The 26387-nt window shown below is 69.8% G+C and carries 28 protein-coding genes and 2 tRNA genes; 10 read left to right on the top strand and 20 right to left on the bottom strand.

Features of this window, described 5'->3' with window-relative positions; translation table 11 throughout:
• Positions 1 to 158: 158 nt before the first annotated feature.
• The 6 genes from ACQPZF_RS05540 to ACQPZF_RS05515 all read right to left on the bottom strand — a co-directional run bounded on the left by ACQPZF_RS05540 (position 159) and on the right by ACQPZF_RS05515 (position 4912).
• Positions 159 to 1016 carry an amidohydrolase family protein gene (locus ACQPZF_RS05540; RefSeq protein ID WP_433268932.1) on the bottom strand — a complete coding sequence of 286 codons (858 nt, stop codon included), beginning with the start codon at positions 1014 to 1016 and terminating at the stop codon, positions 159 to 161.
• The gene (smpB, locus tag ACQPZF_RS05535; RefSeq protein ID WP_184692469.1) at positions 1013 to 1489 is read right to left on the bottom strand and encodes an SsrA-binding protein SmpB; all 477 of its coding nucleotides are present in this window, start codon (positions 1487 to 1489) and stop codon (positions 1013 to 1015) included. Before smpB ends, ACQPZF_RS05540 begins: the two co-directional genes overlap by 4 nt.
• Before the next feature lie 48 nt (positions 1490 to 1537).
• Entirely contained in the window at positions 1538 to 2437 is a 900-nt protein-coding gene (gene ftsX, locus ACQPZF_RS05530) for a permease-like cell division protein FtsX (RefSeq protein WP_433268930.1), read from the bottom strand.
• A 41-nt stretch (positions 2438 to 2478) separates the two neighbouring features.
• Complete coding sequence (gene ftsE, locus ACQPZF_RS05525; RefSeq protein WP_121002587.1) at positions 2479 to 3168, bottom strand: cell division ATP-binding protein FtsE; 690 nt, start codon at positions 3166 to 3168, stop codon at positions 2479 to 2481.
• Positions 3169 to 3256: 88 nt separating this feature from the next.
• Complete coding sequence (prfB, locus tag ACQPZF_RS05520) at positions 3257 to 4360, bottom strand: peptide chain release factor 2 (protein ID WP_433268926.1); 1104 nt, start codon at positions 4358 to 4360, stop codon at positions 3257 to 3259.
• Positions 4361 to 4411: 51 nt separating this feature from the next.
• Complete coding sequence (locus ACQPZF_RS05515; protein ID WP_433268924.1) at positions 4412 to 4912, bottom strand: PadR family transcriptional regulator; 501 nt, start codon at positions 4910 to 4912, stop codon at positions 4412 to 4414.
• 375 nt (positions 4913 to 5287) lie between these two features.
• Between ACQPZF_RS05515 and ACQPZF_RS05510 the strand changes: the two genes are divergently transcribed.
• Positions 5288 to 5482, top strand: coding sequence for a hypothetical protein (locus ACQPZF_RS05510; protein WP_433268922.1), 195 nt, complete (start codon positions 5288 to 5290; stop codon positions 5480 to 5482).
• A 64-nt stretch (positions 5483 to 5546) separates the two neighbouring features.
• Here ACQPZF_RS05510 and ACQPZF_RS05505 read toward each other — a convergent pair.
• The 3 genes from ACQPZF_RS05505 to ACQPZF_RS05495 form a co-directional block, all read right to left on the bottom strand.
• Positions 5547 to 5620 (bottom strand) — tRNA-Met (locus tag ACQPZF_RS05505).
• A gap of 264 nt (positions 5621 to 5884) precedes the next feature.
• Positions 5885 to 5958, bottom strand: a tRNA-Met gene (locus tag ACQPZF_RS05500).
• Positions 5959 to 6052: 94 nt separating this feature from the next.
• Complete coding sequence (locus ACQPZF_RS05495; protein ID WP_433268920.1) at positions 6053 to 9040, bottom strand: UPF0182 family protein; 2988 nt, start codon at positions 9038 to 9040, stop codon at positions 6053 to 6055.
• Positions 9041 to 9146: 106 nt separating this feature from the next.
• Here ACQPZF_RS05495 and ACQPZF_RS05490 point away from each other — a divergent pair, with 106 nt between their 5' ends.
• Entirely contained in the window at positions 9147 to 9686 is a 540-nt protein-coding gene (locus ACQPZF_RS05490; RefSeq protein WP_433268918.1) for a PPA1309 family protein, read from the top strand.
• Between the two features lie 47 nt (positions 9687 to 9733).
• On the opposite strand, the gene ACQPZF_RS05485 is transcribed toward ACQPZF_RS05490, so the two are convergent.
• A complete protein-coding gene (locus ACQPZF_RS05485; RefSeq protein WP_433268916.1) occupies positions 9734 to 10819 on the bottom strand; it encodes a YlbL family protein in 1086 nt (361 codons plus the stop codon).
• An 81-nt stretch (positions 10820 to 10900) separates the two neighbouring features.
• Here ACQPZF_RS05485 and ACQPZF_RS05480 point away from each other — a divergent pair, with 81 nt between their 5' ends.
• Entirely contained in the window at positions 10901 to 12190 is a 1290-nt protein-coding gene (locus ACQPZF_RS05480; protein ID WP_433268915.1) for a zinc-dependent metalloprotease, read from the top strand.
• Between the two features lie 190 nt (positions 12191 to 12380).
• Here the strand turns inward: ACQPZF_RS05480 and ACQPZF_RS05475 are convergent, their stop codons facing one another.
• Complete coding sequence (locus ACQPZF_RS05475) at positions 12381 to 12908, bottom strand: M48 metallopeptidase family protein (protein WP_433268913.1); 528 nt, start codon at positions 12906 to 12908, stop codon at positions 12381 to 12383.
• 204 nt (positions 12909 to 13112) lie between these two features.
• On the opposite strand from ACQPZF_RS05475, the gene ACQPZF_RS05470 reads away from it, so the two are divergent.
• The 4 genes from ACQPZF_RS05470 to ACQPZF_RS05455 all read left to right on the top strand — a co-directional run bounded on the left by ACQPZF_RS05470 (position 13113) and on the right by ACQPZF_RS05455 (position 16484).
• The gene (locus ACQPZF_RS05470; protein WP_015098458.1) at positions 13113 to 13268 is read left to right on the top strand and encodes a DUF5679 domain-containing protein; all 156 of its coding nucleotides are present in this window, start codon (positions 13113 to 13115) and stop codon (positions 13266 to 13268) included.
• 126 nt (positions 13269 to 13394) lie between these two features.
• Entirely contained in the window at positions 13395 to 14411 is a 1017-nt protein-coding gene (locus ACQPZF_RS05465) for a thiamine biosynthesis protein ThiF (RefSeq protein ID WP_433268911.1), read from the top strand.
• Positions 14412 to 14495: 84 nt separating this feature from the next.
• Positions 14496 to 15806, top strand: a complete 1311-nt coding sequence (locus tag ACQPZF_RS05460; RefSeq protein ID WP_433268909.1) for an ABC1 kinase family protein — start codon at positions 14496 to 14498, stop codon at positions 15804 to 15806.
• A 111-nt stretch (positions 15807 to 15917) separates the two neighbouring features.
• Positions 15918 to 16484 carry a hypothetical protein gene (locus tag ACQPZF_RS05455; RefSeq protein WP_433268907.1) on the top strand — a complete coding sequence of 189 codons (567 nt, stop codon included), beginning with the start codon at positions 15918 to 15920 and terminating at the stop codon, positions 16482 to 16484.
• A 198-nt stretch (positions 16485 to 16682) separates the two neighbouring features.
• Here ACQPZF_RS05455 and ACQPZF_RS05450 read toward each other — a convergent pair whose 3' ends face one another.
• The 5 genes from ACQPZF_RS05450 to ACQPZF_RS05430 form a co-directional block, all read right to left on the bottom strand.
• Positions 16683 to 16814 carry a hypothetical protein gene (locus tag ACQPZF_RS05450; RefSeq protein WP_433268905.1) on the bottom strand — a complete coding sequence of 44 codons (132 nt, stop codon included), beginning with the start codon at positions 16812 to 16814 and terminating at the stop codon, positions 16683 to 16685.
• 38 nt (positions 16815 to 16852) lie between these two features.
• Entirely contained in the window at positions 16853 to 17746 is an 894-nt protein-coding gene (locus ACQPZF_RS05445) for a class I SAM-dependent methyltransferase (RefSeq protein ID WP_433268903.1), read from the bottom strand.
• Between the two features lie 298 nt (positions 17747 to 18044).
• Positions 18045 to 18269, bottom strand: a complete 225-nt coding sequence (locus ACQPZF_RS05440) for a hypothetical protein (RefSeq protein WP_433268901.1) — start codon at positions 18267 to 18269, stop codon at positions 18045 to 18047.
• The gene (locus tag ACQPZF_RS05435; RefSeq protein WP_433268899.1) at positions 18266 to 18691 is read right to left on the bottom strand and encodes a WhiB family transcriptional regulator; all 426 of its coding nucleotides are present in this window, start codon (positions 18689 to 18691) and stop codon (positions 18266 to 18268) included. Before ACQPZF_RS05435 ends, ACQPZF_RS05440 begins: the two co-directional genes overlap by 4 nt.
• 501 nt (positions 18692 to 19192) lie before the next feature.
• Positions 19193 to 21247 carry an ATP-dependent DNA helicase UvrD2 gene (locus tag ACQPZF_RS05430; protein ID WP_433268897.1) on the bottom strand — a complete coding sequence of 685 codons (2055 nt, stop codon included), beginning with the start codon at positions 21245 to 21247 and terminating at the stop codon, positions 19193 to 19195.
• Between the two features lie 71 nt (positions 21248 to 21318).
• Between ACQPZF_RS05430 and ACQPZF_RS05425 the strand changes: the two genes are divergently transcribed.
• Complete coding sequence (locus ACQPZF_RS05425; RefSeq protein WP_433268895.1) at positions 21319 to 22047, top strand: DUF4191 domain-containing protein; 729 nt, start codon at positions 21319 to 21321, stop codon at positions 22045 to 22047.
• 66 nt (positions 22048 to 22113) lie between these two features.
• Here ACQPZF_RS05425 and ACQPZF_RS05420 read toward each other — a convergent pair whose 3' ends face one another.
• Positions 22114 to 22587, bottom strand: a complete 474-nt coding sequence (locus tag ACQPZF_RS05420) for an RDD family protein (RefSeq protein ID WP_433268893.1) — start codon at positions 22585 to 22587, stop codon at positions 22114 to 22116.
• 197 nt (positions 22588 to 22784) lie between these two features.
• Between ACQPZF_RS05420 and glnA the strand changes: the two genes are divergently transcribed.
• Positions 22785 to 24209 (top strand): type I glutamate--ammonia ligase, encoded by a 1425-nt coding sequence (glnA, locus tag ACQPZF_RS05415; protein WP_433274442.1) that lies wholly within the window; start codon positions 22785 to 22787, stop codon positions 24207 to 24209.
• A 51-nt stretch (positions 24210 to 24260) separates the two neighbouring features.
• Here glnA and ACQPZF_RS05410 read toward each other — a convergent pair whose 3' ends face one another.
• The 3 genes from ACQPZF_RS05410 to ACQPZF_RS05400 are packed head-to-tail and all read right to left on the bottom strand — an operon-like array spanning position 24261 to position 25939.
• Positions 24261 to 24998 carry a DUF6338 family protein gene (locus ACQPZF_RS05410; RefSeq protein ID WP_433268891.1) on the bottom strand — a complete coding sequence of 246 codons (738 nt, stop codon included), beginning with the start codon at positions 24996 to 24998 and terminating at the stop codon, positions 24261 to 24263.
• A complete protein-coding gene (locus ACQPZF_RS05405) occupies positions 24998 to 25264 on the bottom strand; it encodes a hypothetical protein (RefSeq protein WP_433268889.1) in 267 nt (88 codons plus the stop codon). Before ACQPZF_RS05405 ends, ACQPZF_RS05410 begins: the two co-directional genes overlap by 1 nt.
• Before the next feature lie 60 nt (positions 25265 to 25324).
• The gene (locus tag ACQPZF_RS05400; protein WP_433268887.1) at positions 25325 to 25939 is read right to left on the bottom strand and encodes a hypothetical protein; all 615 of its coding nucleotides are present in this window, start codon (positions 25937 to 25939) and stop codon (positions 25325 to 25327) included.
• A 199-nt stretch (positions 25940 to 26138) separates the two neighbouring features.
• Here ACQPZF_RS05400 and ACQPZF_RS05395 point away from each other — a divergent pair, with 199 nt between their 5' ends.
• Positions 26139 to 26354 (top strand): hypothetical protein, encoded by a 216-nt coding sequence (locus ACQPZF_RS05395; protein WP_433268885.1) that lies wholly within the window; start codon positions 26139 to 26141, stop codon positions 26352 to 26354.
• Positions 26355 to 26387 lie beyond the last annotated feature (33 nt).

The raw sequence follows: 26387 nt of genomic DNA, 5'->3' as shown, positions 1-26387 counted from the left end.
AGACCACCACCCTTTTCCTGGGAATGCAAGCGAAAAGCGTGCTTGCATTCCCAGGAAAAGGGTGGTTCCCTGCGGGCAGGCCATACGGGGATGACACGCAGCCCACCTGGGGGTGTGCGCTGCGCGCGGCCTCGGCGTGTGGCTCGCCGGTTGGTGGTTCAGAGGCCGAGCAGTCTGGACGGGTTGTCGTGCAGCACTGCACGTAGGAACGGGTCGCCCAGTCTTTCGTCTGCCGCCGCCCACGACTCGATCGCCGCGATCTGTACGCCGTACTCGTACGGGATGTTCGGGAAGTCCGAGCCGAGCACGACCCGGTCTGCGACGTCGACCAGGCGGGATGCCCAATCGGACGGCAACGGTGATCGGGTCTCGCTGAACGGCACGCCCACCATCGTGGTGTCCAAGTGCACGCCCTCGTACCGTCGGACCAGGTCCAGCGCCTCGACGTAGTCCGGCATCCCGGCATGGGCCAGTACCGCCACCAGCCGGGGATGCCGCTTCAAGACCTCCTCGAACACACCGAGACCGGTGTGCTTCCCGGGGATCGGCCCGTCGCCGCAGTGCACCACGGCAGGCACGCCGGCCTCGGCCAACAAGCCCCAAGCCGGATCCAACAGGTCGTCTCGGGGGTCGTAGGCCCCCACCTGCACGTGCGCCTTCACGCACCGCGCGCCCCGTGACAAAGCGTCGGACAGGTACCCCGCGACCCCGGCCTCCGGGTACACGGTCGCCGTCGGCACCGCGCCAGGCGTGCGAGCGGCGAAGTCCAGCACCCAGGACGTCAGCCACTCCGCCATCCCGGGCTTGTGCGGGTACACCAAGGGCGCGAACGCCGCCACGCCGAACGACCGCAGCGCCGCCAGCCGCTCGGCCTCGGGCGTTCGGTACTGGATCGGCCACTCGACGCCGTAGTGCTCGGTGGCCGCGTCGAAGTAGGCCCAGACCTTTTCCAGCACCCGTGAAGGCATGAAGTGCACATGGACGTCGACCAGGTCGAAGCCATGGCCGGCGCTCAATAGCGGCCCTTCAGCGCACGTCCGTGCGCCTTCTGGATCTCCCGTTGGGCATCCCGCTTGGCGAGGTCCTGCCGCTTGTCGTACGCCTTCTTGCCCCGCGCCAACGCCAGTTCGACCTTGACGTACCCGTCCTTGAAGTACATCTGCAACGGGATCAGCGACAGACCGCTCTCCTTGGTCTTGCCGATCAGCCGCTCGATCTCCTTGCGGTGCAGCAGGAGCTTGCGCTTGCGGCGCACCTCGTGGTTGGTCCAGGTCCCGGCCACGTACTCCGGGATGTGCAGGGCGTGCAGCCACACCTCGCCGTCGTCGACCTGGCCGAACGCGTCCACGAGGGACGCCCGGCCCATGCGGAGGCTCTTGACCTCCGTGCCGACGAGCACGACACCCGCTTCGAAGGTGTCCAGGATGGTGTAGTCGTGCCGAGCCTTGCGGTTCGACGCGATCACCTTCTGACCGCGTTCCTTGACCATGTCGAAAACCTTACGTGAGCACGCCAGCCGATATCCGCCCGCGCGCCGCTACAGCCGGACGTACAGGCGCAGCGTCACGTACCCGGTCAGCGCCGAGATGAAGACCGCGACGCCGAGCAATATCGGCGAGATGATCACCACGTCCAGCATCCCCATCGGCGGGAGGATCTGCGAGGAGAACAGGTCCCCCGACACCCTGGTCACGCCGAACGCCATCAGCGCCAGTCCGCCCAAGCCGACGATCGCGCCGATCACGCCGGCCACCACCGCCTCGATGAGGAACGGGAGCTGGGTGTACCACCGGGTGGCGCCCACCAGCCGCATGATGCCGACCTCGGTCCGCCGGGTGAACGCCGACACCTGGATGGTGTTGGAGATCAGCAGCAGCGCCGCCAGGGCCTGCACGAGCGCCAGGCCCAGCACGATGTTGCGCAGGCCGTTGAACACGTCCAGCAGCCGGCTGAGGAACTCGCCCTGGTCGTTGACCGCCTTGACGCCCGCCTTGCCGGTGAACGCCTGCACGATCACGCTCGCCCGCGCCGGGTCCTCCAGCTTCACCCGGAACGTGGCCGGGATCGCCTCCGGCCGGGCCAGCTTCACCAGCTCGGGCTGCGCCTCGAAGATCTGCCGGAACCGCTCGTAGCCCTTCTCGCGGTTCTCGTAGACGACCGTCTCCACCCCGGACGTGTTCTCCAGCGCGCTCCGGAGACCCGCGCACGGCTGCTGCGCGCAGTCCTTGTCGGTGGCGCTGACGTCGTTGGTGAGCAGGACCGAGACTTCGAGCTTGCTCTGGTAGTTGTCCTGCATCTTGTCGACCATGCGGACGATGAGCAGACCACCGCCGAGCAGGCCGAGCGAGATCGCGGTCGTGAGGATCATCGCGATGGTCATCGTGACGTTCCGGCGCAGGCCGGTGACGACCTCGCTGAACACGAAGCTGGTACGCATCGGGGGGAACGTTCCTCAGGGTCGGGGGATGAGGGTGGTCTCTAGCGGCCCACGCCGTAAACACCCCGCGCGTCGTCGCGGATGATGCGGCCGTGGTCCAGCTCGACCACACGGCGGCGCATGGAGTCGACGATGGAGTGGTCGTGGGTGGCCATCAGCACCGTCGTGCCGGTGCGGTTGATCCGCTCCAGCAGCAGCATGATGTCCTGGCTGGTGTCGGGGTCCAGGTTTCCGGTCGGCTCGTCGGCGAGCAGCACCAGCGGCCGGTTGACGAACGCGCGGGCGATCGCCACCCGCTGCTGCTCGCCGCCGGACAGCTCGTGCGGCATCCGGTCGGCCTTGCCGTCCAGGCCGACTAGCTGCAGCACCTCGGGCACCACCTTCACGATGGTGTTCCGCGGCTTGCCGATGACCTCCAGCGCGAACGCCACGTTCTCGGCCACCGTCTTGTTCGTGAGCAGGCGGAAGTCCTGGAAAACGCAGCCGATGGACTGGCGCAGGCGGGGGACTCGGCGCCGGGACATCTTGGCCACGTCGAAGTTCGACACGTACACACGGCCCTTGCTCGGCACTTCTTCGCGGAGCAAAAGTCGTAGGAACGTCGATTTTCCGGACCCGGATGGTCCGATGAGGAACACGAACTCACCCTTGTCCATCTCGACCGAGACGTTGTCGAGCGCGGGGCGCGTGGAGGTCTTGTAGACCTTGGACACGTGTTCGAGGCGAATCACGACGGGGGAGTCTACCCGTGGCCTGGGTAAAGCCTCCGTCTCGCCCGGCGAAACCGGGCGAAACGGGGACTTGACCGATCATGAGGGATCAGGCGGACTGCTGCTGCTTGCGCCAGCGGATGCCCGCTTCGAGGAACTCGTCGATCTCCCCGTCGAGCACCGCCGAGGGGTTGCCGACCTCGTGCTCAGTGCGCAGGTCCTTGACCATCTGGTACGGGTGCAGCACGTAGGAGCGCATCTGGTTGCCCCAGCTCGACCCCGAGTCCTTCAGGGCGTCCATCTTGGCCTGCTCCTCCTGCCGCTGGCGCTCCAGCAGCTTCGCCTGGAGGACGGCCATCGCGGTGGCCTTGTTCTGGAGCTGGGAGCGCTCGTTCTGGCAGGACACCACGATGCCGGTCGGGATGTGCGTGAGCCGCACGGCCGAGTCGGTGGTGTTCACGCCCTGGCCGCCGGGGCCGGACGACCGGTACACGTCGACCCGGAGGTCCTTCTCGTCGATGACCACGTGGTCGGTCTGCTCGACCACGGGCACCACCTCGACGCCCGCGAACGACGTCTGCCGGCGGCCCTGGTTGTCGAACGGCGAGATGCGCACCAGCCGGTGCGTGCCCTGCTCGACGCTCAGCGTGCCGTACGCGTAGGGCGCGGTGACGCGGAACGTCGCGGACTTGATGCCCGCCTCTTCCGCGTAGGAGGTGTCGAACACGTCGACGCCGTAGCCGTGGCGCTCGGCCCAGCGCGAGTACATGCGCAGCAGCATCTCGGCGAAGTCCGCCGCGTCCACACCGCCCGCCTCGGCGCGGATGGTGACCAGCGCGTTGCGCTCGTCGTACTCGCCGGACAGCAGCGTGCGGACCTCCAGCGACGAGATCTCGTCACGCAGCTTGGCGCGCTCGGTGTCGGCCTCGGCGAGGCTGCCCGCGTCGCCCTCGTCCTCGGCCAGCTCGTAGAGCACGCTCAAGTCGTCCAGGCGGTCGCGCAGGCCGATGATGCGGCGCAGCTCGCCCTGCTTGTGCGAGAGCTGGCTGGTGACCCGCTGCGCCTCCTCCTGGTCGTCCCACAGGTCCGGCCGGGCCGCGGCCTCCTCCAGCTCCGCGACCTGGGCGCGCAGCGAAGCGAGGTCCATCACCGCCTCGATGCTCGCGAGGGTGGCGGAGAGGTCCTTGATGTCTGCTTCGACGTCCGGGTTCACGGCAGAAGATTACGCCAGGACCGGTCGCGGAGCGCGACCGGTCGGCGCTCCTCAGGCCGTGGGGATGGCGTCGAGCAGCTTGAGCACGGCCTTGGCGTGGGCGAGGCCGAATTCGGCCACCGCCTTGGCGTAGGCGTCCTCCGCGGTCTTCACCGCGGTCTTGGCGGCCTCCTGGTCGGCGCTGTAGCTGGCCCGCGCCGCGTCCACCAGCGACTGGCGCTGTTTGGCGGTCAGTGAGCCGGCGTGCACCAGCCGGAGGATCAACGGGCTGCGCAGGTGGTCCGGGCCCGGTTCGGACAGCAGCCAGTTCTTGAAGGCCTTCTTGCCCGCGGCCGTCAGGACGTACTGCTGGCTGGAGCGGGGGCCCTGCTTTCCGAGGCGCAGCAGGCCCGCGTCAGCCAACGCGGGCAGCTCGCGATAGACCTGGCTGCGGGTGACGCTGAAGAACGCACCGAAGCGCTCCCCGGCCTCAGCCACGAGCTGGCCACCGGTCTTGGGTCCGTCGTGCAGCAGCCCGAGCAGGGCGGCGGCAGTCGCGTTCAGGTCCGACACAACACCAACGGTGCCACTTTCAGGTGCGGCTGTCCACAATGGTCAGCCGTTCTGTCCACAGTGGCTGATCACGGGCTAGTGGAGTTGGGCCAAGCGGAGCAACGAGAAGCTCCGTTGCGTGACGACAAGCTGATCAACGCCACGCTTTCGGCCGCTTGACCGCAAATATCCAACCGGTCTGGAAAGCCATTGCCCGGCAAGGGAAACCGCACTTTTGCGTTCACCCGAACGCCGACGGGGGTGACAGGCCGCGCTGATGGTCTTGGTCGGGGCGGCCCCGCTTAGCACAACCCGGTGATGTCCGGCCTCTGGTCTGGCGGATACCGGCAGTGCTGGGATCATCACTCCTTGTAGGCGTTTCTCTGGAGGTGCGCGGTGGGCATCAAGTGGATGGAAAACAAGGTCGTCAAGAACGCGCGGGCGTGGGCGAGCGGCTCGCTCCCGGAACAGGCCGGCAAGGACGAGTGCATGGTGTGCGGCAAGCAGATCCGCCGGCACCGCACGGTCAGCGGCGAGGGCCGCGTGTGCTCGCTGGTCTGCGCGCAGTACTGGGCAGAAAACATGACCTGACCCAGCCAAACGAACCAAACAAAAGACCCCCCTCTCCACCAGGAGAGGGGGGTCTTTCACATAGTAGCGGGGACAGGATTTGAACCTGCGACCTCTGGGTTATGAGCCCAGCGAGCTACCGAGCTGCTCCACCCCGCGTCGTAAGACCAACTATACACACCCCGAAAACCCCCTTTTCACCGGGCCCCCTCCAACCAATAACCCCAGGCAGACCCCCCAACACGCAGTCCATCCCGCCCCCCACCACACACAGGACCGGCCGCACCCACCAGCCAAACGACGCAAGTCGCCCGGGGGTGCAGGGGGCGAAGCCCTCCTGCGCGGGGCCCGGGGGCTGCGCCCCCGGTGTAAATGCGGAAAAGCCTTGCCTACGCACTCCGTAGGCAAGGCTTTCCGACTTTGTAGCGGGGACAGGATTTGAACCTGCGACCTCTGGGTTATGAGCCCAGCGAGCTACCGAGCTGCTCCACCCCGCGTTGTAATGTGAACTCTACGCGGTGGTTACCCCGAGATGCAAATCGGGTGGCCCGGAAGTGTTCCAGGCCACCCGACGCACTGCTCCGGCCCAGGTCAGCCCGTGGGCGTGGGGGTCGGAACCAGCGAGGACTGCTGCTGCGGCGGCTGGGTGGTCGACGTGCTCGCCGCCTCGAACTTCCTGGTCGCCTCGTCCAGCGCCTTGTACGCGTTGCCGAGCGCGGCGAAGTCACCGCTGCTCTGCGCGGCCTTGACGGCGGCCAGGGCGGACTGGATGTCCCGCACCGCCTGCTGCATCTCGGTGCTCTGCCCGTTGGCCGGCGGGTTGGTGTTCGACGTCGGCGGTGTGGTGGTCGACGTCGGCGTGCCCGGCTGGTCCGGCACCTGCGTGCCGGCGCCGGTCAGCACCTTCTCCAGCGCCTCCCGCAACGTCGGGGCGTACCCGACCTTGTCGCCGAAGCTCACCAGGACCTTGAAAAGCTGCGGGAACTGGGTGTTCTGACTGGCCCGTTCGATGTAGATGGGCTCCACGTAGAGCAGCCCGCCACCGACCGGAAGGGTCAGCAGGTTGCCGTACACCACCTTGGTCTGCCGCTGGGTCAGCAGGTTCAGCTCGCCGCTGACCTCACCGGAGGTCAGGAACTGGGTCTGGATCTGCTGTGGACCCTTGGCCTCGTTGTTCAACGTGAGCACGCTTATCTTGCCGTAATTGTCCGGATCCGACCGGACGCTCACGTACGACGCCATGAACTCGCGGTTCTGCCGCACCAGCGAGCTGGTGAGCTGGAAGCTCACCTTGCCCGGATCGCCGGTCGGGTCGCCCGCCAGCACGTAGTACGGCGGCTGCTGGTCGCGCGGCTGCTGGCTGTTCTGCTGCTGCTGTTCCACGGTCGTCGGGTTGTCGACGGTCGGGTCGGACGGCACGCCCCAGAACGAGACACCGGAGTAGAAGTCGCGCGGCTGCTCGACGTGGTAGCGGGCCAGCGTGTCGCGCTGCACCTTGAACAGGTCCTCCGGGTAGCGCAGGTGCTCGCGCAGCGACTGGCTCATGTCGCTCTTCGGCTGCACCGTGCCGGGGAAGACGCCCATCCACGCCTTCAGCACCGGGTCCTGCTCGTCCATCGCGTACAGGGTCACCGTGCCGTCGTACGCGTCCACAGTGGCCTTGACGGAGTTGCGGATGTAGCTGATCTCCCGGTTGGGCTGCTGCGCGACGCCGGGCAGCGAGTCGTTCGTCGCCGACGCCAGCGACGTGCGGCGCGCGTACGGGTAGTTCTCCAGCGTCGTGTAGCCGTCGACGATCCACGTGATGCGGCCGTCGACCACCGCCGGGTACGGGTCGGCGTCGACGGTCAGCCACGGCGCCACCTTCTCCACGCGGTCGCGCGGGTGGCGGTTGAAGATGATCCGCGAGTCGTCGCCGATGGCCGAGTTGAACAGGATGTTCCGCTCGCCGTAGGCGGCGGCGAAGACCAGCTTGTTGAACAGGCCGCCGATCCGCACACCGCCCTTGCCGTCGTAGGTGTACTGCGCGCGGTCGGTGTCGTACTCGCCCGGCGAGCCCTCGCCGCGTCCGCCGACGATCGAGTAGTCCGACGGGCTGCCCAGCTCACCGAAGTAGGTGCGGGGCTGCTGCACGCCGAACGGACCCGGCTTGACCTTGCCGTCCTGGTCGACCTCGGCCGCCTGGAAAATCGGGTAGCCGCCGTTGCCGCCCTCGTCGGCGGGCGAGTTCACCCTGCTGGCCTCGGCGAACACCATGCCGTTGCCGTGCGTGTAGATCAGGTGCTGGTTGATCCAGTCGCGCTGGCCCTGCGGGATGCCCGAGATCTGCAGTTCGCGGACCGCGACGATGTAGTCCTGGAGTTCGTTGTCCACCTTGTACCGGTCGACGTCCAGCTTCTCCGGGAACGCGTAGAACGGCCGCAACTGCTGGAACTGGGTGAACGTCTTGGAGATCACCGCGGGGTCGAGCAGCCGGACGTTGCCGATCGTCGCCTGGTCGCCCTTCAGCGCGTCCAGGGCGACGTTCTGCTTGCCTTCGTAGGGTTTTGTCTCGACTTGTTTGTCGGTCAGCCCGAACGCCTCCTTGGTGGCGGCGATGTTGCGGCTGATCGAGTCGGCTTCCTTCTCGTTCGCGTTCGGCTTCACCGAGAACTGCTCCAGCACCGCCGGCCACGCCGCGCCGACCAGGATGCTGGACAGCACCAGCAGGACGGTCGCGATGGCGGGTAGCTGCAGGTTGCGCAGCACCGCGCCGACGAAGAACGCGATCGCGCAGAACACCGCGATGCACAGCAGGATCAGCTTGGCCGGCAGCACCGCGTTCAGGTCGGTGTAGGTGGCGCCGTAGAACTTCTCGTTCCGGTCGGAGAACAGCAGTTGGTACCGGTCGAAGAAGTAGGCCACCGCCTTGAGCAGCACGAACACCCCGGCCACGATGGACAGGTGGGTGCGCGCGGGCCCGGAGAGCTGCCCGCCGCGCCCGGCCAGCCGGATGCCGCCGAACAGGTAGTGCGCCACCACCGCGCCCACGAACGACACCGCCGTGGCGATGAACAGCCAGGACAGCAGCCAGGTGTAGAACGGCAACTGGAAGGCGTAGAAGCCGATGTCGTGGCCGAACTCGGCGTCGACCTGGTCGAACATCGTGGCGTTGAGGAATAGCTGGAACTGCTGCCACTCGCCCTGCGCGGAACTGCCGGCGATCACGCCGATCAGCACCGGCAGGCCGATCGCGAACAGCTTCATCCGCCGGGTCACCACCGAGCGGTACCGCGCCACCGGGTCGTCCGGCCCGGACACCGGCACGAACACCGGCCGGCCGCGGTAGGCGAGGATCAGGTTGAGCGCGACGAGACCGCCCACCAGCAGGCCCACGGCGAAGAACAACCCGAACCGGGTCGCCAACATGGTGCCGTAGACGCTGCGGAAGCCGACCTCGCCGAACCACAGCCAGTTGACGTAGGTGCCGAGCAACCTGGAGCCGGTGATCAGACCGACCAGGACCACCGCACCGACGATGAGCAGAATCCGGCTTCGACGGGACAGCCTGGGCAGTCCGACCGGGGGCCGAGTGGCCACTGGGCACGCTCCTGGATCGCGGTAATGGCTTTCGTACGTTCTGTCCAACTGTACGGAGGCCGCCCAGGGTTCCCCGTTCGGTCGTCCGTTTCGGGCGGATGCGACCATGGCGGACGTGTCAGCCAGTGAAACGCCGCCCGTGGTCCTGCCTGCCGTGGCCCGCGAGGTCGAGGAGTTCGTGTCCACCGCCGGCTGGAATCAGGGGCCTCAGCTTTTCGCCCTGGTGCCGACCGCCGACCTGCTCGCCCAGCAGCCGGAACTGGCGGGCGAGCTGGACCCCGTGTCGTCGCCGTTGACCCCGATCGCCCAGGACTCGCTGCCCGCGGCCGAGCTGGACAAGGCGCTGGCCGGCATCGTGTGGCCGGACGTGGTGCGCGGGTGCGCGCTGGCGCAGGAGATCGTCGTGCTGCCGCCGGACGCGGAGTCGGAGCTGTCCGAGGACCTGGACGACGAGGCGGCGCGGCAGTTCGCGGCGGAACACCCGCTGCGCCGGGAGGCCCGTCTGGTGGCGGCCGTGCTGCGGGACGGTTCGGCGGCCTGCGTGCTGCGGCTGCGCGGCAACGTGGAGGTGCCCGAGGAGGTCGTCGAGCACCCCGAACTCGCGCCGAACCTGACGCACGCCCTGCTGGAGACGTTGCGGCCCTGAGCGTTCGGCCGGCAGGCCGGGGTTTTCCGGCCCCGAGCCCGGACCGCCTAGCAGCTCGGCGCGTCCTTGCCCGCGTTGATCGCCTTCAACGACTCCACGGCGTCCGCCAGCTTCTCCACCTTCACCAGCCGCATGCCCTCCGGCGCGTGCTGCTTGGCCTCGTCGCAGTTGCCCGCCGGCACCAGGAAGGTCGTCGCGCCGCTCTCCTGCGCGGCGACCATCTTGAAGTTGATGCCGCCGATCCGGCCGACCTCGCCCTTGTCGTTGATCTCGCCGGTGCCCGCGACGGACTGGCCGCCGTTCAGCTCCCCCGGCGTCAGCTTGTCCACGATCGACAGCGCGAACAGCAGACCGGCGGACGGCCCGCCGACGTCGGTGAGGCTGATCTTGATGTCGAACGGCACGTCGGCGCGGTCCACCGGCAGGACGCCGAGGAACCCGGTGGGCCGGTCGTCCACCTTCCCCAGCGTGATGCGGGCGGTCTGCCGGGCGGACTCGCGTTGGAAGGTGACGTCGACCTGGTCGCCCGGCTCGGTGGTCTCCAGTGCCGCGCGGACGTCCTCGAAGGACGTCACGTCGCGGCCGTTGACCACCAGCAGGCGGTCGTTGGGCTGGATCACGTTGTCCGCCGCGCTGCCCTTGGTGATCTCGGCGGCGACGACCTTCATCGGGTAGTCGAGGTAGCGCAGCGCGGCGACCTCGGCGCTGGACTGCGAGTCCTGGAACGCCTTCACGTTCTGGTCGCGCACCTCCTGCTCGGACTCGCCGGGCCGGAAGAACTCCTCGCGCGGGGCGAGCGCGTACCGGCCGCTGATCCACAGGCCGAGCGCGCCGAACAGCGACACGTCGTCGGTCAGCGACACCGTCGTCATGGTGAGCGCGCCCTTGGTCGGGAACGTCTCCTGGCCGTCGACGCGCACCACGTCGGACCCGTTGACCTGGCCCAGGGTGTCGTACGTCGGACCGGGGCCCAGCGCCACGTACGGCACCCGCGCGAACCCGCCGAGCAGGCCGAGCGCGAGGACCACCGCCAGGCTGATCACGAGCGTCCACGTGCGCCTGGTCAGTCCGCGCCGGGGCCGAGCCGGTCGGGCCGTCGGCTGCTCCACGACGGTGTCGGTGCCTTCGCTCACGCTCGACAGGGTACGACCAACCCCTCACGCCCTCGGCGAACCGGTCCCGCGCGCGACCCACGGCCCGCGTACCGTGGGGGCATGAGTGACGTGCCCTTCGGGTTCGGCCCGCAGGACCCAGACGATCGTGGCCGCAAGCCGGAGGAGCCTGCGGGCAACCCGTTCGACTTCAACCAGCTCGGCGCGATGCTGAGCCAGCTCGGCGCGATGTTCAGCAACGCGGGCACGTCGTCCGGTCCGGTGAACTACGACCTGGCGAAGCAGATCGCCTTGCAGCAGTTGGCCGGTCAGGGCGGCATGGGTTTCGCGCCGGACCAGAGCGCCGCGGTGGCCGACGCGGTGCACCTGGCGGAGATGTGGCTCGACCCGGTGACGGCGCTGCCCGCCGGGACCACGAAGTCCGAGGGCTGGAGCGCGCGGGACTGGGTGGAGCGCACGCTGCCGACGTGGCAGCGGCTGTGCGACCCGGTGGCGCAGCGGGTGTCGGGCGCGTGGGTGGAAGCGATGCCGGCCGAGGCGAAGGACGCGGCGGGGCCGCTGCTGTCCATGCTCGGCCAGATGGGCGGGATGGCGTTCGGCTCGCAGCTTGGCGGCGCGCTGGCGCAGCTCGGCTCCGAGGTGCTGACGTCGACCGAGGTCGGCCTGCCGCTGGGGCCGGAGGGCACGGCGGCGCTGCTGCCCGCGAACATCGAGAAGTTCACCGAGGGCCTGGAGCGCCCGGCCAGCGAGGTGCTGGTGTTCCTCGCCGCCCGCGAGGCCGCGCACCAGCGGCTGTTCAGCCACGTGCCGTGGCTGCGGCAGCGGCTGCTGGACACGGTGGAGGAGTTCGCGCAGGGCATCAAGGTCGACACGTCGGCGCTGGAGCAGCTCGCGGGCCAGGTGGACCCGGCGAACCCGGCCTCGATCGAGGAGGCCATGAAGTCGGGCATGCTCGAACCGCAGACCACACCCGAGCAGAAGGCCGCGCTGACCCGGCTGGAGACGCTGCTGGCGCTGGTCGAGGGCTGGGTGGACGTGGTGGTGGCGGAGGCCGTGGGCGATCGGCTGCCCGGTGCGGAGGCGCTGCGGGAGACGCTGCGCCGCAGGCGGGCGTCCGGCGGGCCGGCGGAGCAGACGTTCGCGACCCTCGTGGGTTTGGAGCTGCGCCCGCGCCGGCACCGGTCGGCGGCGGCGCTGTGGAAGCTGCTGGGCGACCAGCACGGGACCGAGCAGCGGGACAGCGTCTGGGAGCACCCGGACCTGGTGCCCTCGTCCGATGACCTGGACGACCCGATGGAGTTCGCGGAGCGGTTCGGCCGGACGCGCAAGGCGCTGGAGGACCCGATGGCGGAGTTGGAGCGGACCCTGCGGGACGAGAAGGACGAGGACTAGCTCCCCGAGGCCGACCGCCGGCCGCTTCGGCGTCGGCAGCGAGTTCGCTCTTCGACGCGCCCGGCAGGCGTGTGTTCCCGTGCCGCCGGCCTCACCGCGCACGTCCGGGCGCCGGCTTGGCGCTTGCGTCGGCGGTCGCGCCGCCACCCATGCCGTCACCCACCTCGGCGCTCGCGCTGACCCGGCGTGCTCAGTCCTCCTCGGTGATGCCCAGGCCGGCCGCCGCCGACAGCCCCTCCAGGTACCCGATGGCCCGCTCCGACCTCGGGTACCGGTGCACGAGTTCCCAGAAGTCCTTCCCGTGCCCCGGCACGCGCAGGTGCGCCAGCTCGTGCACCAGCACGTAGTCCAACACCCACGCGGGCACGTCGCGGAGCCGCTCGCTGATCCGGATGGTCCCCTCGCTGGGCGTGCAGGACGCCCACCTGGTCCGCATCGGCGGCACCCACCGCACGCTGCTCGGCTGCACCCCGTCCAGGTGGCGGTCGGCCAGCTCCTCGCACCGCGCGAGCAGCGCGGCGTCGGACGTGCGGGTGGGCGAACGCCTGCGGGTCTCGCTGCGCTGGAGGCGGCTCAGCATCTCCGCCACCCAGTGCTTCTCCTCGCTCTTGCTCATGCGCGCCGGCAGCAGGACGACGACGGTGTCCCCCTCGCGGTACGCGCTCACCATGCGACGGCGTCGAGCGCTACGCCGTACCTCCACCTGCGGTTCGGGCATGGCGTTCACGGTAAAGCCCCGCACCGACAATTCGCGGCGGCCAAGCGGCGGTGTGTGCGGGTACGGCCGAACAGATTCGCCCGAACGACGGCTGGACACGCTGGACGCGGCGTGCAGCGGTTGTCCGTCCACACAGGTAGCGTGCTGCGCAGCCCCCGAGTGTGGCGCAGATCGCTCCGCACTCTCGAAACAAGGGAGGAAGCCGTGGCCGAGACCTACAACGGCTACTGCGTCAAGTGCCGTGAGAAGCGCGACTTCACGGGCGAGGTGCACGAGAGCAACAACCGCAGGATGGCCAAGGGCAAGTGCCCGGTCTGCGGGACCACGGTGACGCGGATCCTCGGCAAGGCGAAGGTCTGAGCCGGGCGGGTGGCCGGGTGTCCGCCCGGCCACCTGTCAAGGCCCTCTTCACCTGCCTGTGGACAAGTCACCGACCTGTGGACAACCGTTTCACCCCTGATCACCGATACCGGCAGGCTGCACAGCGTGAACCTGCCCCACCGCCCCCGCGTGCTGCCGGGTCTGCCCGTGCTGCGCCGTCGCACCGACGCCGTGCAGATCGGCACCGACTCGCGGCACTCGCTGCTGATCGAGGACGTCCCCTCTCCGATGGACCAGGCGCTGCTCGGCCTCACCGGCCGCCACACCGTGCCCGAGCTGCGACAACAGCTCGCCGGCCACGGTGACCAGGCGGCCGAGCTGGTGCGCCTGCTGCACGGTCTGGCCGAAGCCGGGCTGGTCGAGGAGGCCGTGCCGTCGCCGCACGGCCGGCTGACCCCCGAGACCACCGGCTGGGCCCTCCGCACCGGCCGCCCGGCCCCCTACCTGGCGCCCGCGCGCTCCGCCCGATCGGTCGTCGTGCACGGCGACGGGCGTCTCACGGTCGCCGTCGCGGTGCTGCTCGCCGGCGCAGGCGTGGGCCACGTACGGGTGGTCGCACGCGGTCGGGTGAATCCGGAAGACACCGGTTCGGGTTATCTGGACGCCGATGTGGGCAGGCCGCGCGGCGAGGCGGCCGGCGAGGCGTTGAAGCGCGCGTCGGGCACGGTGCGGACGTCGACCAGCACGAAAGCCCCCGACCTGGTGGTGCTCGCCGACGCGCTGGTGCCCCCGCCGGAGCTGCTGCGGGTGTTGCTGCTGGAAGGCACGCCGCACCTGGCGGTGCGGGCGGGCGAGGGGCTGGGCGTGGTCGGACCGCTGGTGGTGCCCGGCCGCAGTAGCTGCCTGAGGTGCGCTGACCTGCACCGGACCGACGTGGACCGGGGCTGGCCGATGCTCGCCGCCCAGCTTGTCGACCAGCCGCAGCAGGCCGATCTGGCGACCGTCACGGCGACCGCCGGGCTCGCGAGCGGTCAGGCGCTGCTCGCCCTGGACCACCACACGGTCGCCCGCACGCGGCCCCCGGCGTGGGACGCGACACTGGAGGTGGACGCGTACGCGGGCCTGGTCGAACACCGGATCGCGCCGGTGCACCCTCGCTGTGAGTGCCGCTCACTTGTGTGAGTCGTTCCTCAGCCGGAGCTGTGTAGGTTCGATGATGCGTAAACCACTGCGACCGCGTTAGTCGGGCGGGGGGAGAATCTTCGGGTGAGTGAGATCCCGCGCAAGGCCGTGCAGCGCACCGCCAAGCTGGCCAGCCTGCCCATCGGGGTGGCCGGCCGGGTGGTGGGCGGTTGGGGGAAACGGCTGGCAGGCCGCAGTTCCGAGGAGGTCAGCGCCGAGGTGTCGGCGAAGACCGCGGAGCAGGTCTTCGCGGTGTTGGGGCAGCTCAAGGGCGGTGCCATGAAGTTCGGGCAGGCCCTGAGCGTGTTCGAGGCGGCGGTGCCGGACGAGCTGGCCGAGCCGTACCGGGAGGCGTTGACCAAGCTCCAGACGGCCGCGCCGCCGATGCCCGCGCGCACCACGCACCGGGTGCTGGCCGAGCAGCTCGGGTCGGGGTGGGTGAAGCGGTTCACGTCGTTCGACGACGCCCCGGCGGCGTCCGCGTCGATCGGGCAGGTGCACCGCGCGGTGTGGCACGACGGCCGCGAGGTGGCCGTGAAGGTGCAGTACCCGGGCGCGGACGAGGCCTTGCAGGCGGACCTGAAGCAGTTGCTGAGGTTCAGCAGGCTGTTGCAGGCGATCATGCCCGGCACCGAGGTGAAACCGCTGCTGGAGGAGCTGCGGGACCGGTACCTGGAGGAGCTGGACTACCGGACCGAGGCGGCCAACCAGCGGATCTTCGCGAAGGCGTTCGAGGGCGACGGGCACGTCCTGGTGCCGCGGGTGGTGGCCAGCTCGCCGAAGGTGATGGTGACCGAGTGGACGGACGGCACGCCACTGTCGAAGATCATCCGTTCGGGGGAACGCGAGGAGCGTGACCTGGCGGGCCGGCTGCTGTCGGAGTTCCACTTCTCCGCGCCGAGCCGGTCGGGCCTGCTGCACGCCGACCCGCATCCGGGCAACTTCATGCTGGGTGAGGACGGCCGGCTGCGGGTGCTCGACTTCGGGGCGGTCGCGCGCCTGCCCGACGGGCTGCCGCGGACGTTGGGCCTGATGACGAGGCTGGCGCTGGACGGGCGGTCGCGAGACCTGGTCGACCTGCTGCGGTCGGAGCACTTCATCCGGCCCGGCACGGAACTGCACGAGGAGGACGTGCTCAACTACCTGGGCCCGTTCGTCGAGCCGCTGCGCGCGGAGACGTTCCACTTCACCCGGAAGTGGCTGCAGAAGCAGGCGGAACGGGTGGGCGACCTGCGGAGCCCGGACTCCCAGACGGGCCGCTCCCTGAACCTCCCACCGCAGTACCTGTTGATCCACCGGGTGACGCTGGGCGCGACCGGCATCCTGTGCCAGCTCGACGCGAACGTCCCGGCGCGCTCCATCGTCGCCCGCTGGCAACCGGGCTTCGACGACTGAGTTGTCCCGACGCCGTCGTCGGGACAACTGAGTTATCCACAGCCCTCAAAGTTGTCCACAGATCCCGATTCGCACCTCGCGCCACAGCCCGGACCAGCCGAAGATCACGGTATGACCCAAGTGATCAAGGCCACCGACCTGAAAGCCGCGGGCATGTCCCGCTACGTCATCGACCTGCGCTGCCGTCCGGGCGGCCCGTGGCAGCGCATCCTGCCGGGGGTGCTGCTGCTCAGCGCGGGGCCTCCGACCAGGGCGCAACGCGTCCGGGCAGCCCTGGCCTACGCCGGCCCGGACGCGGTGCTCACCGGCGTGGACGCCCTGCGTGAACAGGGCTTCCACGACCTGCCGCTGCCACCCCGTGTCCACGTGCTGCAACCGGCCGGCCGCCGGAAGACCGGCGACCACCACCTGCTCCTGGAACGCACCACCCGCCTACCGAGCCCGGTCGTCAAGGACGGCCTGCCCTTGGCGCCGCCGGTCCGCGCAGTGCTGGACGCGGCCCGCCACGAGTCCCGTCCGCAGCGCCAGCACACCATGATCACGGCCGTGGTGGGCGCGGGCACGTGCAGCGTCGCGATGTTGCTCCGCGAACTCGACGCAGGCAGCAAACGAGGCGCGGCCACACCACGCTCAGCCCTGCGCCGACTAGCCCGAAACCACCAGGCCGCCTTCACCTGACACACCCAGCCCGCCGCACCCCAGCCCCGCCGCACCCGGACCACCGCACCCGGACCACTGCGCACCTCCGACCACCGCGCACCTCCGACCACCGCGCCCCCGACCACCGGGCCCGGACCACCGCGCCGCCGGGCGTCAAGGCTTCCGAGCCCGCCGGACCTTCAACGCTCCAGGAAAGGAGTGCCTAACGGAGTCACCTCACCAATACTCGGCAGGCAGCTTGCCCTCGATGTCGCGCACATGAGCCCGTGCGCACTCGTGGCACAGCCAGCGGTCGGTGCCGTCTTCCCGTTCCCGCGCCCAGGCGAGCAGTTGGGCAGGTTCGGTCACCGACTCGCGGGTTCTGCCACAGCGCGCGCAGGCGTCGTTCACGGTTTGCGGCCCAGGTGCACGGTGCCGGCGGTCAGCAGGAACACGTCGTCCCGCAGTCCGATGTACTCGCTGTCCTCGGCGTCGAGGAGGCGGGTCACCGTGCGGCGGTCGGCCGCGTGCAGGCGGTCGCCGCCGACCTCGGCCAGCCACCGCAGTTGCTCGACGGCCCAGTCGCGCACGGCCTGCTTGGCGGGTGCGGGGTGGTCGACGAGGTAGCTGAACGCGGTCACGTCGAGCAGGCCGGCTTCGGCCAGGACGATGTTCCACCCGACCGGGAGGCGGTGGAAGTCGGTCATCGACTCGCGCATCCGCACGAACCACTCGGCGCGGGCGTAGGAGAGTCGTTCCTGCAGGCCGGGTTCGCCGATGCCGACGTCCCAGGGCAGGAACTTGGTTTCGAGGCCTCCCTCGGCCAGCGCCAGCCACCCGCCGGGTGTGAGGGCGCCGGTCAGGTCGGCCACGCCCTGGCGCTGGTCGGGCAGGTGGTGGACGACGCGGGCCGCCCACACCAGGTCCGCGGGGCCGGCGAAGTCGGCCGGGCGTTCGGTGGCCAGGTCGGCGAGCACCGGGCGCACGTGGACGGGCGAGGTGGTCGTCTCCGTCTCGTACGCCGCCGCGGCGCGGGCGGCGGTCGTGGCGGCGTCGAGCAGTTCCGGCACGGCGTCGACCAGGACGATCGTGCCGCCGCCGCGTGCGGTCATGGCTTCCACCAGGGCGACGCTCATGCCGCCCGCGCCGCAGCCGACGTCGACCACGGTCGGGTTGTCCGGCAGTGGGCGGACAAGTCTGCGCGCGATCACGCGCTCGGCCTCGGCGTCGAGTTCGTTGGCCCGGCGCAGCGCGGTCAGGCGGGTTGCCCAGTCGATGCCATCGTGAGTGTGAGCGGCCACAGGACAAACCGTACCTACGAGTCGGCCCGCCCTCCCCTCGAAACGGGGAGGGCGGGCCTGGGCTCATCGCGTCCGGGCACGCGGACCTGGGGTCAGGTGTCAGGAACGCGGGCTGGTCGAGCCCTCGGCGTTCGGACACGCGGACCTGGGGTCAGGCGTCCGGGCCCGCGGGCCTGGTCAGGCCTTCGGCACCCGAACGCCAAGGGCCTGGGTCAGGTCCTTGGCGCTCGGGCACACGGGCCGGGTCGAACTCAGGCCTTAGCGTGCGTGCGGGCACGGCGGGCTCGGAGCGCGGGCGTCAGAGCGCGCGGGCCTTCAGTCGCGCTCTGCGCTCGGCCCAACCGGCCAGCCGGCGCCACCTGCGGGCGACGACCAGGCGGTGGGCCACGCGTTGCTGTTGGGCGAATACCTCTGCGTCATGCATTCGGGATCTGGCCAGGTTTTCTTCGAGCAACATGGGGTTACCTCGCGGGTTGAGTTCGATGATCGTGCTGTCGTCGCTGGTGGTTCGGTACGTGGTCACGCGGCGGCCTCCTGGTCGGTAGCCCCCCGGACAACGGTCGCGGCGGGCGCCGCGGGAACAACAGGTGCGGCCGGCGCCGCGGGCGCGACGGGTGCCGCGTCCTTGCGCGGGCGTCCACGGGGACGCTTGCGCGCGATCACTGCTCCGCGCTCGAAGATCTCGCCGCCCCAGACCCCCCAGGGCTCGTGCCTGGCGAGCGCGCCCGCCAGGCACTCGGCGATCACCGGGCAGGTGGCGCAGAACTTCTTGGCCTCCTCCAGCTCGGCCGGAGCGTCGGCGAACCACAGGTCGGGGTTGTTGGTGCGGCAAGGAAGTTCCAAGCCGGCTTCGGGCGCGGTGTCGATCAGGGAAGCGACCCCGGCTCCTGCCAGGTCCGGCTCGGTGGACAACGTCCCGGCTATCGGGACGGTGGCGGTCAACATCTCGTGGACTCCTGTCACAGGTCTTGCGATGGGGTTTGTCCTGCTAAAACAGGTCGAACAAACACAAAGGCCGCGGATCCGGTTACGGGTCCGCGGCCTTGGTGAGCCTGAGTGTCCTGACGGGTGGGTCAGGTACCTCGCTCGTGCGCGGACGGCGCAACGTTCTGAGTCGGGACAACGGTCGGCGCGTACATGGCCGGCAGCTTGATCATCTGGACTCGCTCGACGCCTGGCTTGGAGGCGTGGCGATCGCGGGCAGACTTCTGCCCCACGACGGGAGCGGTGCCGGACACAGCCAGAACCTCAGTCCAGAGCTGACCGGGCGTCTCGAAGCACATCGGAGTGTTCACCACCGGTCACCTCCTCGGTCGGGCAGCTAGTCTCGGAGCAACGCTCTATCAAAATCCCCAGCGGGCGCTTCGCGCCCGGCCTCAGCAGGTTATGACCCTGTCCCAGGGGGATGCAACCGCTTTTTCCAAATACCTGTCGATCGTGTGAAGTTTAGCGTTTGCCCTGCACAAGGGCCAGGACATCGGCGCCGTAGCGGTCGAGCTTGGCCGCGCCGATGCCGGCGATGGCCACCAGGCCCGCGATGTCCTCGGGGCGCTGCTCGGCGATGGCCACCAGGGTCGAGTCGGTGAACACCACGTAGGCGGGCACCTTCAGCTCCCGCGCCCGCCCCGCCCGCCACGCCCGGAGCCTGTTCAGCAGCTCCTCGTCCAGGTCGGACGGGCAGCCGCCGCACCGGCTGAGCTTGATCGCCCGCGCGTCGGTCAGCGCCGACCCGCACACCCGGCACTGCGGCGTGGGCCTGCGCTGCGCCGGCTCCCGTTTGGCGGTGCGCGACGCCGGGTGGTCCTCGGGGATCAGCCCGTAGAGGAACCGGCTCCGCCGCCGGTACCGGCGGCCGCCGGCGGCCCGTGCCAGGGCCCAGGACAGCCACAGGTGCTCACGGGCGCGGGTCACCCCGACGTACAGCAGCCGGCGTTCCTCTTCGATCGCCGCCTCGTCGCCTTCGGCGTGCAGGATCGGCACGGTCCCCTCGACCAGGCCGATCAGGAACACGGCGTCCCACTCCAGGCCCTTCGCCGCGTGCAGGGACGCCAGCGTGACGCCCTCCACGGTCGGCGGGTGCTGTGCCTCGGCGCGCATGTCCAGTTCGGCGACGAACTTGGGCAGGTCCGCGCCCCCGACCGTGGCCACCAGCTCCTCGGCCAGTTCGACCAGGGCGAGCAGCGACTCCCACTTCTCCCGCGCGGCGCCGCCGGCGGGCGGCTCGTCGGTCAGGCCGATGCCGGTCAGCACCTCGCGCACGACCTTCGGCAGCTCGCCGGACGGCTCCTGCGCGGCGGCCGAGCGCAGCGCGACCATCGCCTGCCGCACCTCGGCACGGTGGAAGAAGCGCTCACCGCCGCGCACCTGGTACGGGATGCCCAGCTCGGCCAGCGCCTGCTCGTACAGCTCGGACTGCGCGTTGACCCGGTACAGGATGGCGACCTCGCTCGCCGCCACGCCGTCGTCCAGCAGCGCCTTCACCCGCTGCGCGACGGCCGCGGCCTCGGCGGACTCGTCGTCGAACTCGGTGAACCGCGGCGCCGGGCCCTCCGGCCGCTGCCCGATGAGCCGCAGCCGGGACCCGGCGGGACGGCCGCGGGCCCACTTGATCAGCTCGTTGGCCAGTGCCACGACCTGCGGCGTCGACCGGTAGTCCCGCTCCAGCCGCACCACGGCGGCCTCGGGGAACCGGCGCGGGAAGTCCAGCAGCGGACGCGGCGAGGCGCCCGCGAACGAATAGATGGTCTGGTTCGCGTCGCCGACCACGGTCAGGTCGTCCCGCGTGCCGAGCCACGCGTCCAGCACGCGCTGCTGCAACGGCGTGACGTCCTGGTACTCGTCCACCACGAAGCAGCGGTAGCGGTCGCGGAACTCCTCGGCGACGTCGCTGTGCTCCTCCAGCGCGGCGGCGGTGTGCAGCAGGAGGTCGTCGAAGTCGAGCAGTTGCGCCTCGTTCTTGAGCTGCTCGTAGGTCTGGTAGACCTGAACGACCTGCTCAGCGGGTGCGGGCGTGTCGCGTTGCGCCCGTCCGGCGGCCACCGGGTACTCGTCGGGCGAGATCAGCGACGCCTTGGCCCACTCGATCTCACCGGCGAGGTCGCGCAGCGAGTCCGACTCGGTGGACAGCCCGACCCGGTTGGCGGCCTGCGCCACGAACCGCAGCTTGTTGCGGTCGATCAGGTCCCACTGCGGCCCGCCCACCACGCGCGGCCAGAAGTACCGCAACTGCCGCAGCGAGGCCGCGTGGAACGTCCGGGCCTGCGCACCGGGCACGCCGAGTGCTCGTAACCGGGTCCGCATCTCACCTGCGGCACGCGCCGTGAACGTGACGGCAAGGACTTGGCCGGCGGCGACATGACCTCGTTGCACCAGGTAGGCGATGCGGTGGGTGATCGTCCGGGTCTTGCCGGTGCCCGCACCCGCGAGCACGCAGACCGGGCCACGCGGCGCCTCGACCGCGGCGCGCTGTTCCGGATCCAGTCCCTCCAGCAGCCCGTCCATGCGCTGCATCCTCGCATTGCACACGGACAGCGCTGTGATGGGGCGACACGGCGCGCCGTATCCTGGTGGGTATGGCTGGAAAGCAGGACAAGGCCGCCGCCAAGGAAGCGGCGAAGGCGCGGCGCGCGGCTTCGAAGGCGCGGCGCGGTCAGATCTTCGAGGCGTTCAAGGTGCAGCGCCGCGAGGACAAGGCGCTGGTGCCCCTGATGCTGGCGTGCGTGCTCGGCGCGACAGCGGCGGCGTTCCTGCTGGGCCTCATCTGGGACATGCAGTGGGTGCTGCTGCCGCTCGGCATCGCGGTGGGCGCGCTGCTGGCGGTGATCGTGTTCGGCCGCCGCGTGCAGCGCAACGTCTACGCCAAGGCGGACGGGCAGCCCGGAGCCGCGGGCTGGGCCCTGGACAACCTGCGGGGCCGCTGGCGGGTGACCCAGGCGGTGGCGGGCACGACCAGCGGCGACATGGTCCACCGGGTGATCGGCCGGCCGGGCGTGGTGCTGGTGGCCGAGGGCGCGCCGCACCGCGTGAAGGGCCTGCTCGCCCAGGAGAAGAAGCGGGTCGCCAGGGTGATCGGCGAAACCCCGATCTACGACGTCATCGTGGGCAGCGAGGAGGGCCAGGTCCCCCTGCGCAAGCTCCAGAGCCACCTCATGAAGCTGCCCCGCAACATCGCGGCGGCCCAGGTCGACACCCTGGAGAACCGCCTGGCGGCCCTGGCCAGCCGGGGCGCGGCCATCCCCAAGGGCCCGCTGCCGCAGGGTGCGAAGATGCGCAACATCCAGCGGGCCATGCGTCGCCGCTGACCAGCGAAAACGTCCGTCACCGGAGGTCCGCGCGGGTCTGCTGACGCCCGCGCGGGTCCGCGGACGTCAGCGGACCCGGATGACCACCGTGCCGGCGGCCTTGTCGTGCAGGCAGCGGCCGTCCGCGTCCCACACCACGGCCGGGATGATCGGGAAGATCAGCGCGGTCCGCAGCGCCGCCCGCGGCACGCCCACCACGCCGGCCCCGTCCAGTCGGGCCACGCGCAGGCCGAACAGTGCATGACCAGGCGTGAAGCCGAAGAAGCCGACCGCGATCACGGTGATGGCGAACCACGCCAACAGGCTCCAGTTACGCGGCAGCTCGGGGTAGGTGAAGACGCTCGCCACGCCCATCGCGAGCGCGAAGTCGACCAGGATCGCGAAGGCCCGCCGACCCGTGCCCGCGACCGAGCCGGGCCCGGATTGGGGCAGGCCGAGCCGTTCGCCCTTCCAGCGCTGGCCGGTGCCGTCACCGGAGTCGGCGCCCGGCTCCAGGGCCGAGCGGGGTCCAGACAGCCACGAACCGGTCCACTTGCTCACCCCACCAGAGTAAGGCTGTGCTCAGCGGGTGAGCACGCCCAGGTCCGGTTGCCCGACCTGGGCGGCCCGTTAACACTGGCGAAACACGAGGGTGACTGCTGGGCAACACCGCGGCCATAGCGTCGCCGACGATGGCAGGCCGCACGCAACCCGCGGCGTACAACCACGCCCCCACCGCAGTAGAGGAGTCGACGAGGGTGTTCAAGAATCCCGACGAGGTCCTGAAGTTCATCTCCGACGAGGGCGTGAAGTTCATCGACGTCCGGTTCAGCGACCTGCCCGGTGTGATGCAGCACTTCACGCTCCCGGCCTCGGCGTTCGACGCGGACGCCATCGCCGAGGGACTCGCGTTCGACGGCTCGTCGGTGCGCGGCTTCCAGTCGATCCACGAGTCGGACATGCTGCTGCTGCCCGACCTGTACACGGCGCGCGTCGACCCGTTCCGCATCGAGAAGACGCTGATCGTCAACTTCTTCGTGCACGACCCGTTCACGCGGGAGGCCTACAGCCGCGACCCGCGCAACATCGCGCGCAAGGCCGAGCAGTACATCACCGAGTCGGGCATCGCGGACACCGCGTACTTCGGCTCCGAGGCGGAGTTCTACATCTTCGACTCGATCCGCTTCGACACCACGGCGAACGCCTCCTTCTACGAGATCGACGCGATCTCCGGCTGGTGGAACACCGGCCGCGAGGAAGACGGCGGCAACCGCGGCTACAAGGTCAAGTACAAGGGCGGCTACTTCCCGGTCACGCCCACCGACCACTACGCCGACCTGCGCGACAAGATGGTCCTCAACATGGAGGCCAACGGCTTCACGGTCGAGCGCGCGCACCACGAGGTCGGCACCGGCGGCCAGGCCGAGATCAACTACAAGTTCAACACGCTGCTGCACGCCGCGGACGACCTGATGCTGTTCAAGTACATCATCAAGAACACCGCGTGGCAGGCGGGCAAGACCGTCACGTTCATGCCGAAGCCGCTGTTCGGCGACAACGGCTCGGGCATGCACACCCACCAGTCGCTGTGGAAGGACGGCGTGCCGCTGTTCCACGACGAGTCCGGCTACGCGGGCCTCTCCGACACCGCGCGCCACTACATCGGCGGCATCCTGCACCACGCGCCGTCGCTGCTGGCCTTCACCAACCCGACGGTGAACTCCTACCACCGCCTGGTGCCGGGCTACGAGGCCCCGGTCAGCCTGGTCTACAGCCAGCGCAACCGGTCGGCGTGCGTGCGCATCCCGATCACCGGCAACAACCCGAAGGCCAAGCGCATCGAGTTCCGCTGCCCCGACTCGTCGGGCAACCCGTACCTGGCCTTCTCGGCGATGGTGATGGCGGGCCTGGACGGCGTGAAGAACAAGATCGAGCCCCCGGCCCCGATCGACAAGGACCTCTACGAGCTGCCGCCCGAGGAGGCACTGAACGTCAAGCAGGTCCCGGCCACCCTCGACGCCGTCCTGGACAACCTCGAAGCGGACCACGAGTTCCTGCTGGAAGGCGGCGTCTTCACGCCGGACGTCATCGACACCTGGATCTCGTTCAAGCGGGAAGAGGAAATCAACCCCCTCCGCCTCCGCCCGAACCCGTACGAGTTCGCGCTTTACTACGACGTCTGATCCTGCTCGAAGCCTGAAGGCCCGGTGTCCGTTGGACGCCGGGCCTTCGGTTTACGGCTGTTCTTCGAGCACACGAAGCCGTTCCCGGGCCGGGACGCGTTCGTCGGTGACGAGGGAGCGGTACTGGACGCGGAGGTATTTGATCTGGTTTGCCGGGATCACGACGCGGGGCCAGCGGTCGCCTATCAGTTTTTGTTCGGGGGTGTCGCCGCCTCGCAGGGGTGGGCCCAGGTAGGTCAGGGCGTCGCCTTCCAGCACGATCTCGCGTTCGTCGGGCGTTCCGGATGCGGTGTGGGAGCGCAGGTAGCCGAAGAACGACGTGTCGTCCACCAAGTGCACGTGCACCCACGGCACCGAGTTGTCGGGGCGATCAGTGCGGAACACCTGGCGCCAGGCCGTCTCTTGTCGCACGGCGACGATCTCGCGGCCCCGTCTGGCCACCAGGTGGTCCACGAGCACGGCCAAGGCGCAGGCCACCAGCAGCACGGCGGAAGCGACGCCCACGATCGGCCAGAGCCGGGTCTTCGCGTACGCGCCGCCGTCGGTCACGAGCTTGGCGACGTCCAGCAGGTCGGTGCCGGACACCAGTCGCACCACCGCCAGGAGACCCAGGACCAGCAGGCACGACACCACGGTGAAGACCAGGCTGCCGAGGGCGACGCGGGCCGCCTCGCGGAACGCCGACTCCTTGCGGCCCGCCCGTCGGCGTTCCCGCAGCAGTTCGAAGACGATGCCGGGCGCGACCAGGGCGAGGAACGAGAGCAGCGTGCCCAGGGTCTGGGGCACCATCAGTCCGTGTCACCGCCGGACCTGGGCGGTTCCACCGGCTCGGAGTCGAGGTAGCTGGGTGGCAAGGCCCCGAAGGGACCGCCTGACGGCTCCGCCGATGGGTAGGGGCTGCCTTCCGGTTCCACAGTCTTGTACGGACCGCCGTCCGGGGCGACCACCGGATCGCCGGTCATCACGTAAGGCCCGCCCTCCGGGGCCATGGACTCGGTCGAGTCGATCTCGACAACCAGGTCGGATTTCCTGTTCTCAGGGCTCTTGTCAGCCATCGCCCGCCTCCCGCGATTCGCCTGACCCTATCCGAGCAGTCGTGGATCGGGCACGAGGCGTTACCTCGGGATCGGGATACCGGCCACCGACACGGCACCGCCGGTAGGCGCGAGTTGGCCGGTGATCCCGGAGAACGTCAGAGTCAACGCGGCAGCCGCAGCCGGCGCCTTCTGGTCCAGTTCCACATAGCCCGAGATGCTCGCGTTCTTCGCGATGGTCACCGGCCACTTGCTGGTCGACAGCGAAGCGGTGTAGTCGCGCAGGGTGTCGTCGACCGCCGTCGACGTGGACAACGGCAGGTCCATCTTCGACGTGCTGGCGTTGACGGCCGTCACGTGCAGCCGCAGCAGGCCCCCGGTGTTCTCCACCCTCGTCACCTCGACGGTCAGCAGGCCCCGGGACTGCTTCCACGAGCCGACGCCGACCTTGCTCTCCGCCCTGGTGGTCGTGGTCTCCTCGGTCGTCGTGCCGAGTGCGCCGTCCAGCCCGCCCGAGGAGGAGGCCGTCGTGGTGGTCGGGGGCGTGCTTGAGCGGAACGTCACGCTGAGCGCGCCGATGCCCACCGTGCCCGCCGTAGCCGCCTGGACCACGCCCAGCAGCACCAGCACGCCGAGCACGACGAGGCTGATCTTCAGGGCGGCGTTGTTCTTCTTGCGGTGGTGACCGTCGACCATGACGTCCTTACGTCCGGGCGCACGCGTGCGAACGTGGATCTCCCCATGAGGCCCCGACAGTTTCGGCATAGCGGACGCCAATAGTCAATGCTCAGGGCCCGAAACGAACCCCTGTCCCACGCTGCGTGCCCACGTGCGGACGCCGGGCGCACGCAGGGCTGCCCGTCCCACCATCGTGGGCTGCGGTTAGGGTCGCGCCGTGTCTGATGACGTCGCAACCACCGCACAGGTGCTGTCCACCAACATCTTCGACTCCGCAGCAGAGGCGATCGAGGCGATCGGCGCCGCCGACGTGCTCGGCCTCGGCGTCAAGGTCTCCAACCGGCTGGTTCCGGACGAGGAGTCCGACGACACCCTCGTGGAGGAGTGGATCGTCGAACTCCTCACCTCGGTCCCCACGGTCGACGAGGAGTGAACCGGAGGGGCCTCCCGCCCGGAGGCCCCTCAC

Origin of the sequence: Actinosynnema sp. CS-041913 (genome assembly GCF_050942485.1) — a bacterium.
Lineage (GTDB): Bacteria > Actinomycetota > Actinomycetes > Mycobacteriales > Pseudonocardiaceae > Actinosynnema.
The sequence above is the reverse complement of the archived record's forward strand: the minus strand, read 5'-3'. Positions and strand labels throughout refer to the sequence as shown.

Excerpts from the sequence above, each read along its gene's own strand:
- ACQPZF_RS05455 (WP_433268907.1), top strand. The coding sequence starts at position 15,918 with ATGACCCAAGTGATCAAGGCCACCGACCTGAAAGCCGCGGGCATGTCC.
- ACQPZF_RS05475 (WP_433268913.1), bottom strand. The coding sequence starts at position 12,908 with ATGCCCGAACCGCAGGTGGAGGTACGGCGTAGCGCTCGACGCCGTCGC.
- ACQPZF_RS05435 (WP_433268899.1), bottom strand. The coding sequence starts at position 18,691 with ATGTTGACCGCCACCGTCCCGATAGCCGGGACGTTGTCCACCGAGCCG.
- ACQPZF_RS05400 (WP_433268887.1), bottom strand. The coding sequence starts at position 25,939 with ATGGTCGACGGTCACCACCGCAAGAAGAACAACGCCGCCCTGAAGATC.
- ACQPZF_RS05480 (WP_433268915.1), top strand. The coding sequence starts at position 10,901 with ATGAGTGACGTGCCCTTCGGGTTCGGCCCGCAGGACCCAGACGATCGT.
- ACQPZF_RS05405 (WP_433268889.1), bottom strand. The coding sequence starts at position 25,264 with ATGGCTGACAAGAGCCCTGAGAACAGGAAATCCGACCTGGTTGTCGAG.
- ACQPZF_RS05490 (WP_433268918.1), top strand. The coding sequence starts at position 9,147 with ATGGCGGACGTGTCAGCCAGTGAAACGCCGCCCGTGGTCCTGCCTGCC.
- ACQPZF_RS05410 (WP_433268891.1), bottom strand. The coding sequence starts at position 24,998 with ATGGTGCCCCAGACCCTGGGCACGCTGCTCTCGTTCCTCGCCCTGGTC.
- smpB (WP_184692469.1), bottom strand. The coding sequence starts at position 1,489 with ATGGTCAAGGAACGCGGTCAGAAGGTGATCGCGTCGAACCGCAAGGCT.
- ACQPZF_RS05425 (WP_433268895.1), top strand. The coding sequence starts at position 21,319 with ATGGCTGGAAAGCAGGACAAGGCCGCCGCCAAGGAAGCGGCGAAGGCG.
- ACQPZF_RS05430 (WP_433268897.1), bottom strand. The coding sequence starts at position 21,247 with ATGGACGGGCTGCTGGAGGGACTGGATCCGGAACAGCGCGCCGCGGTC.
- ftsX (WP_433268930.1), bottom strand. The coding sequence starts at position 2,437 with ATGCGTACCAGCTTCGTGTTCAGCGAGGTCGTCACCGGCCTGCGCCGG.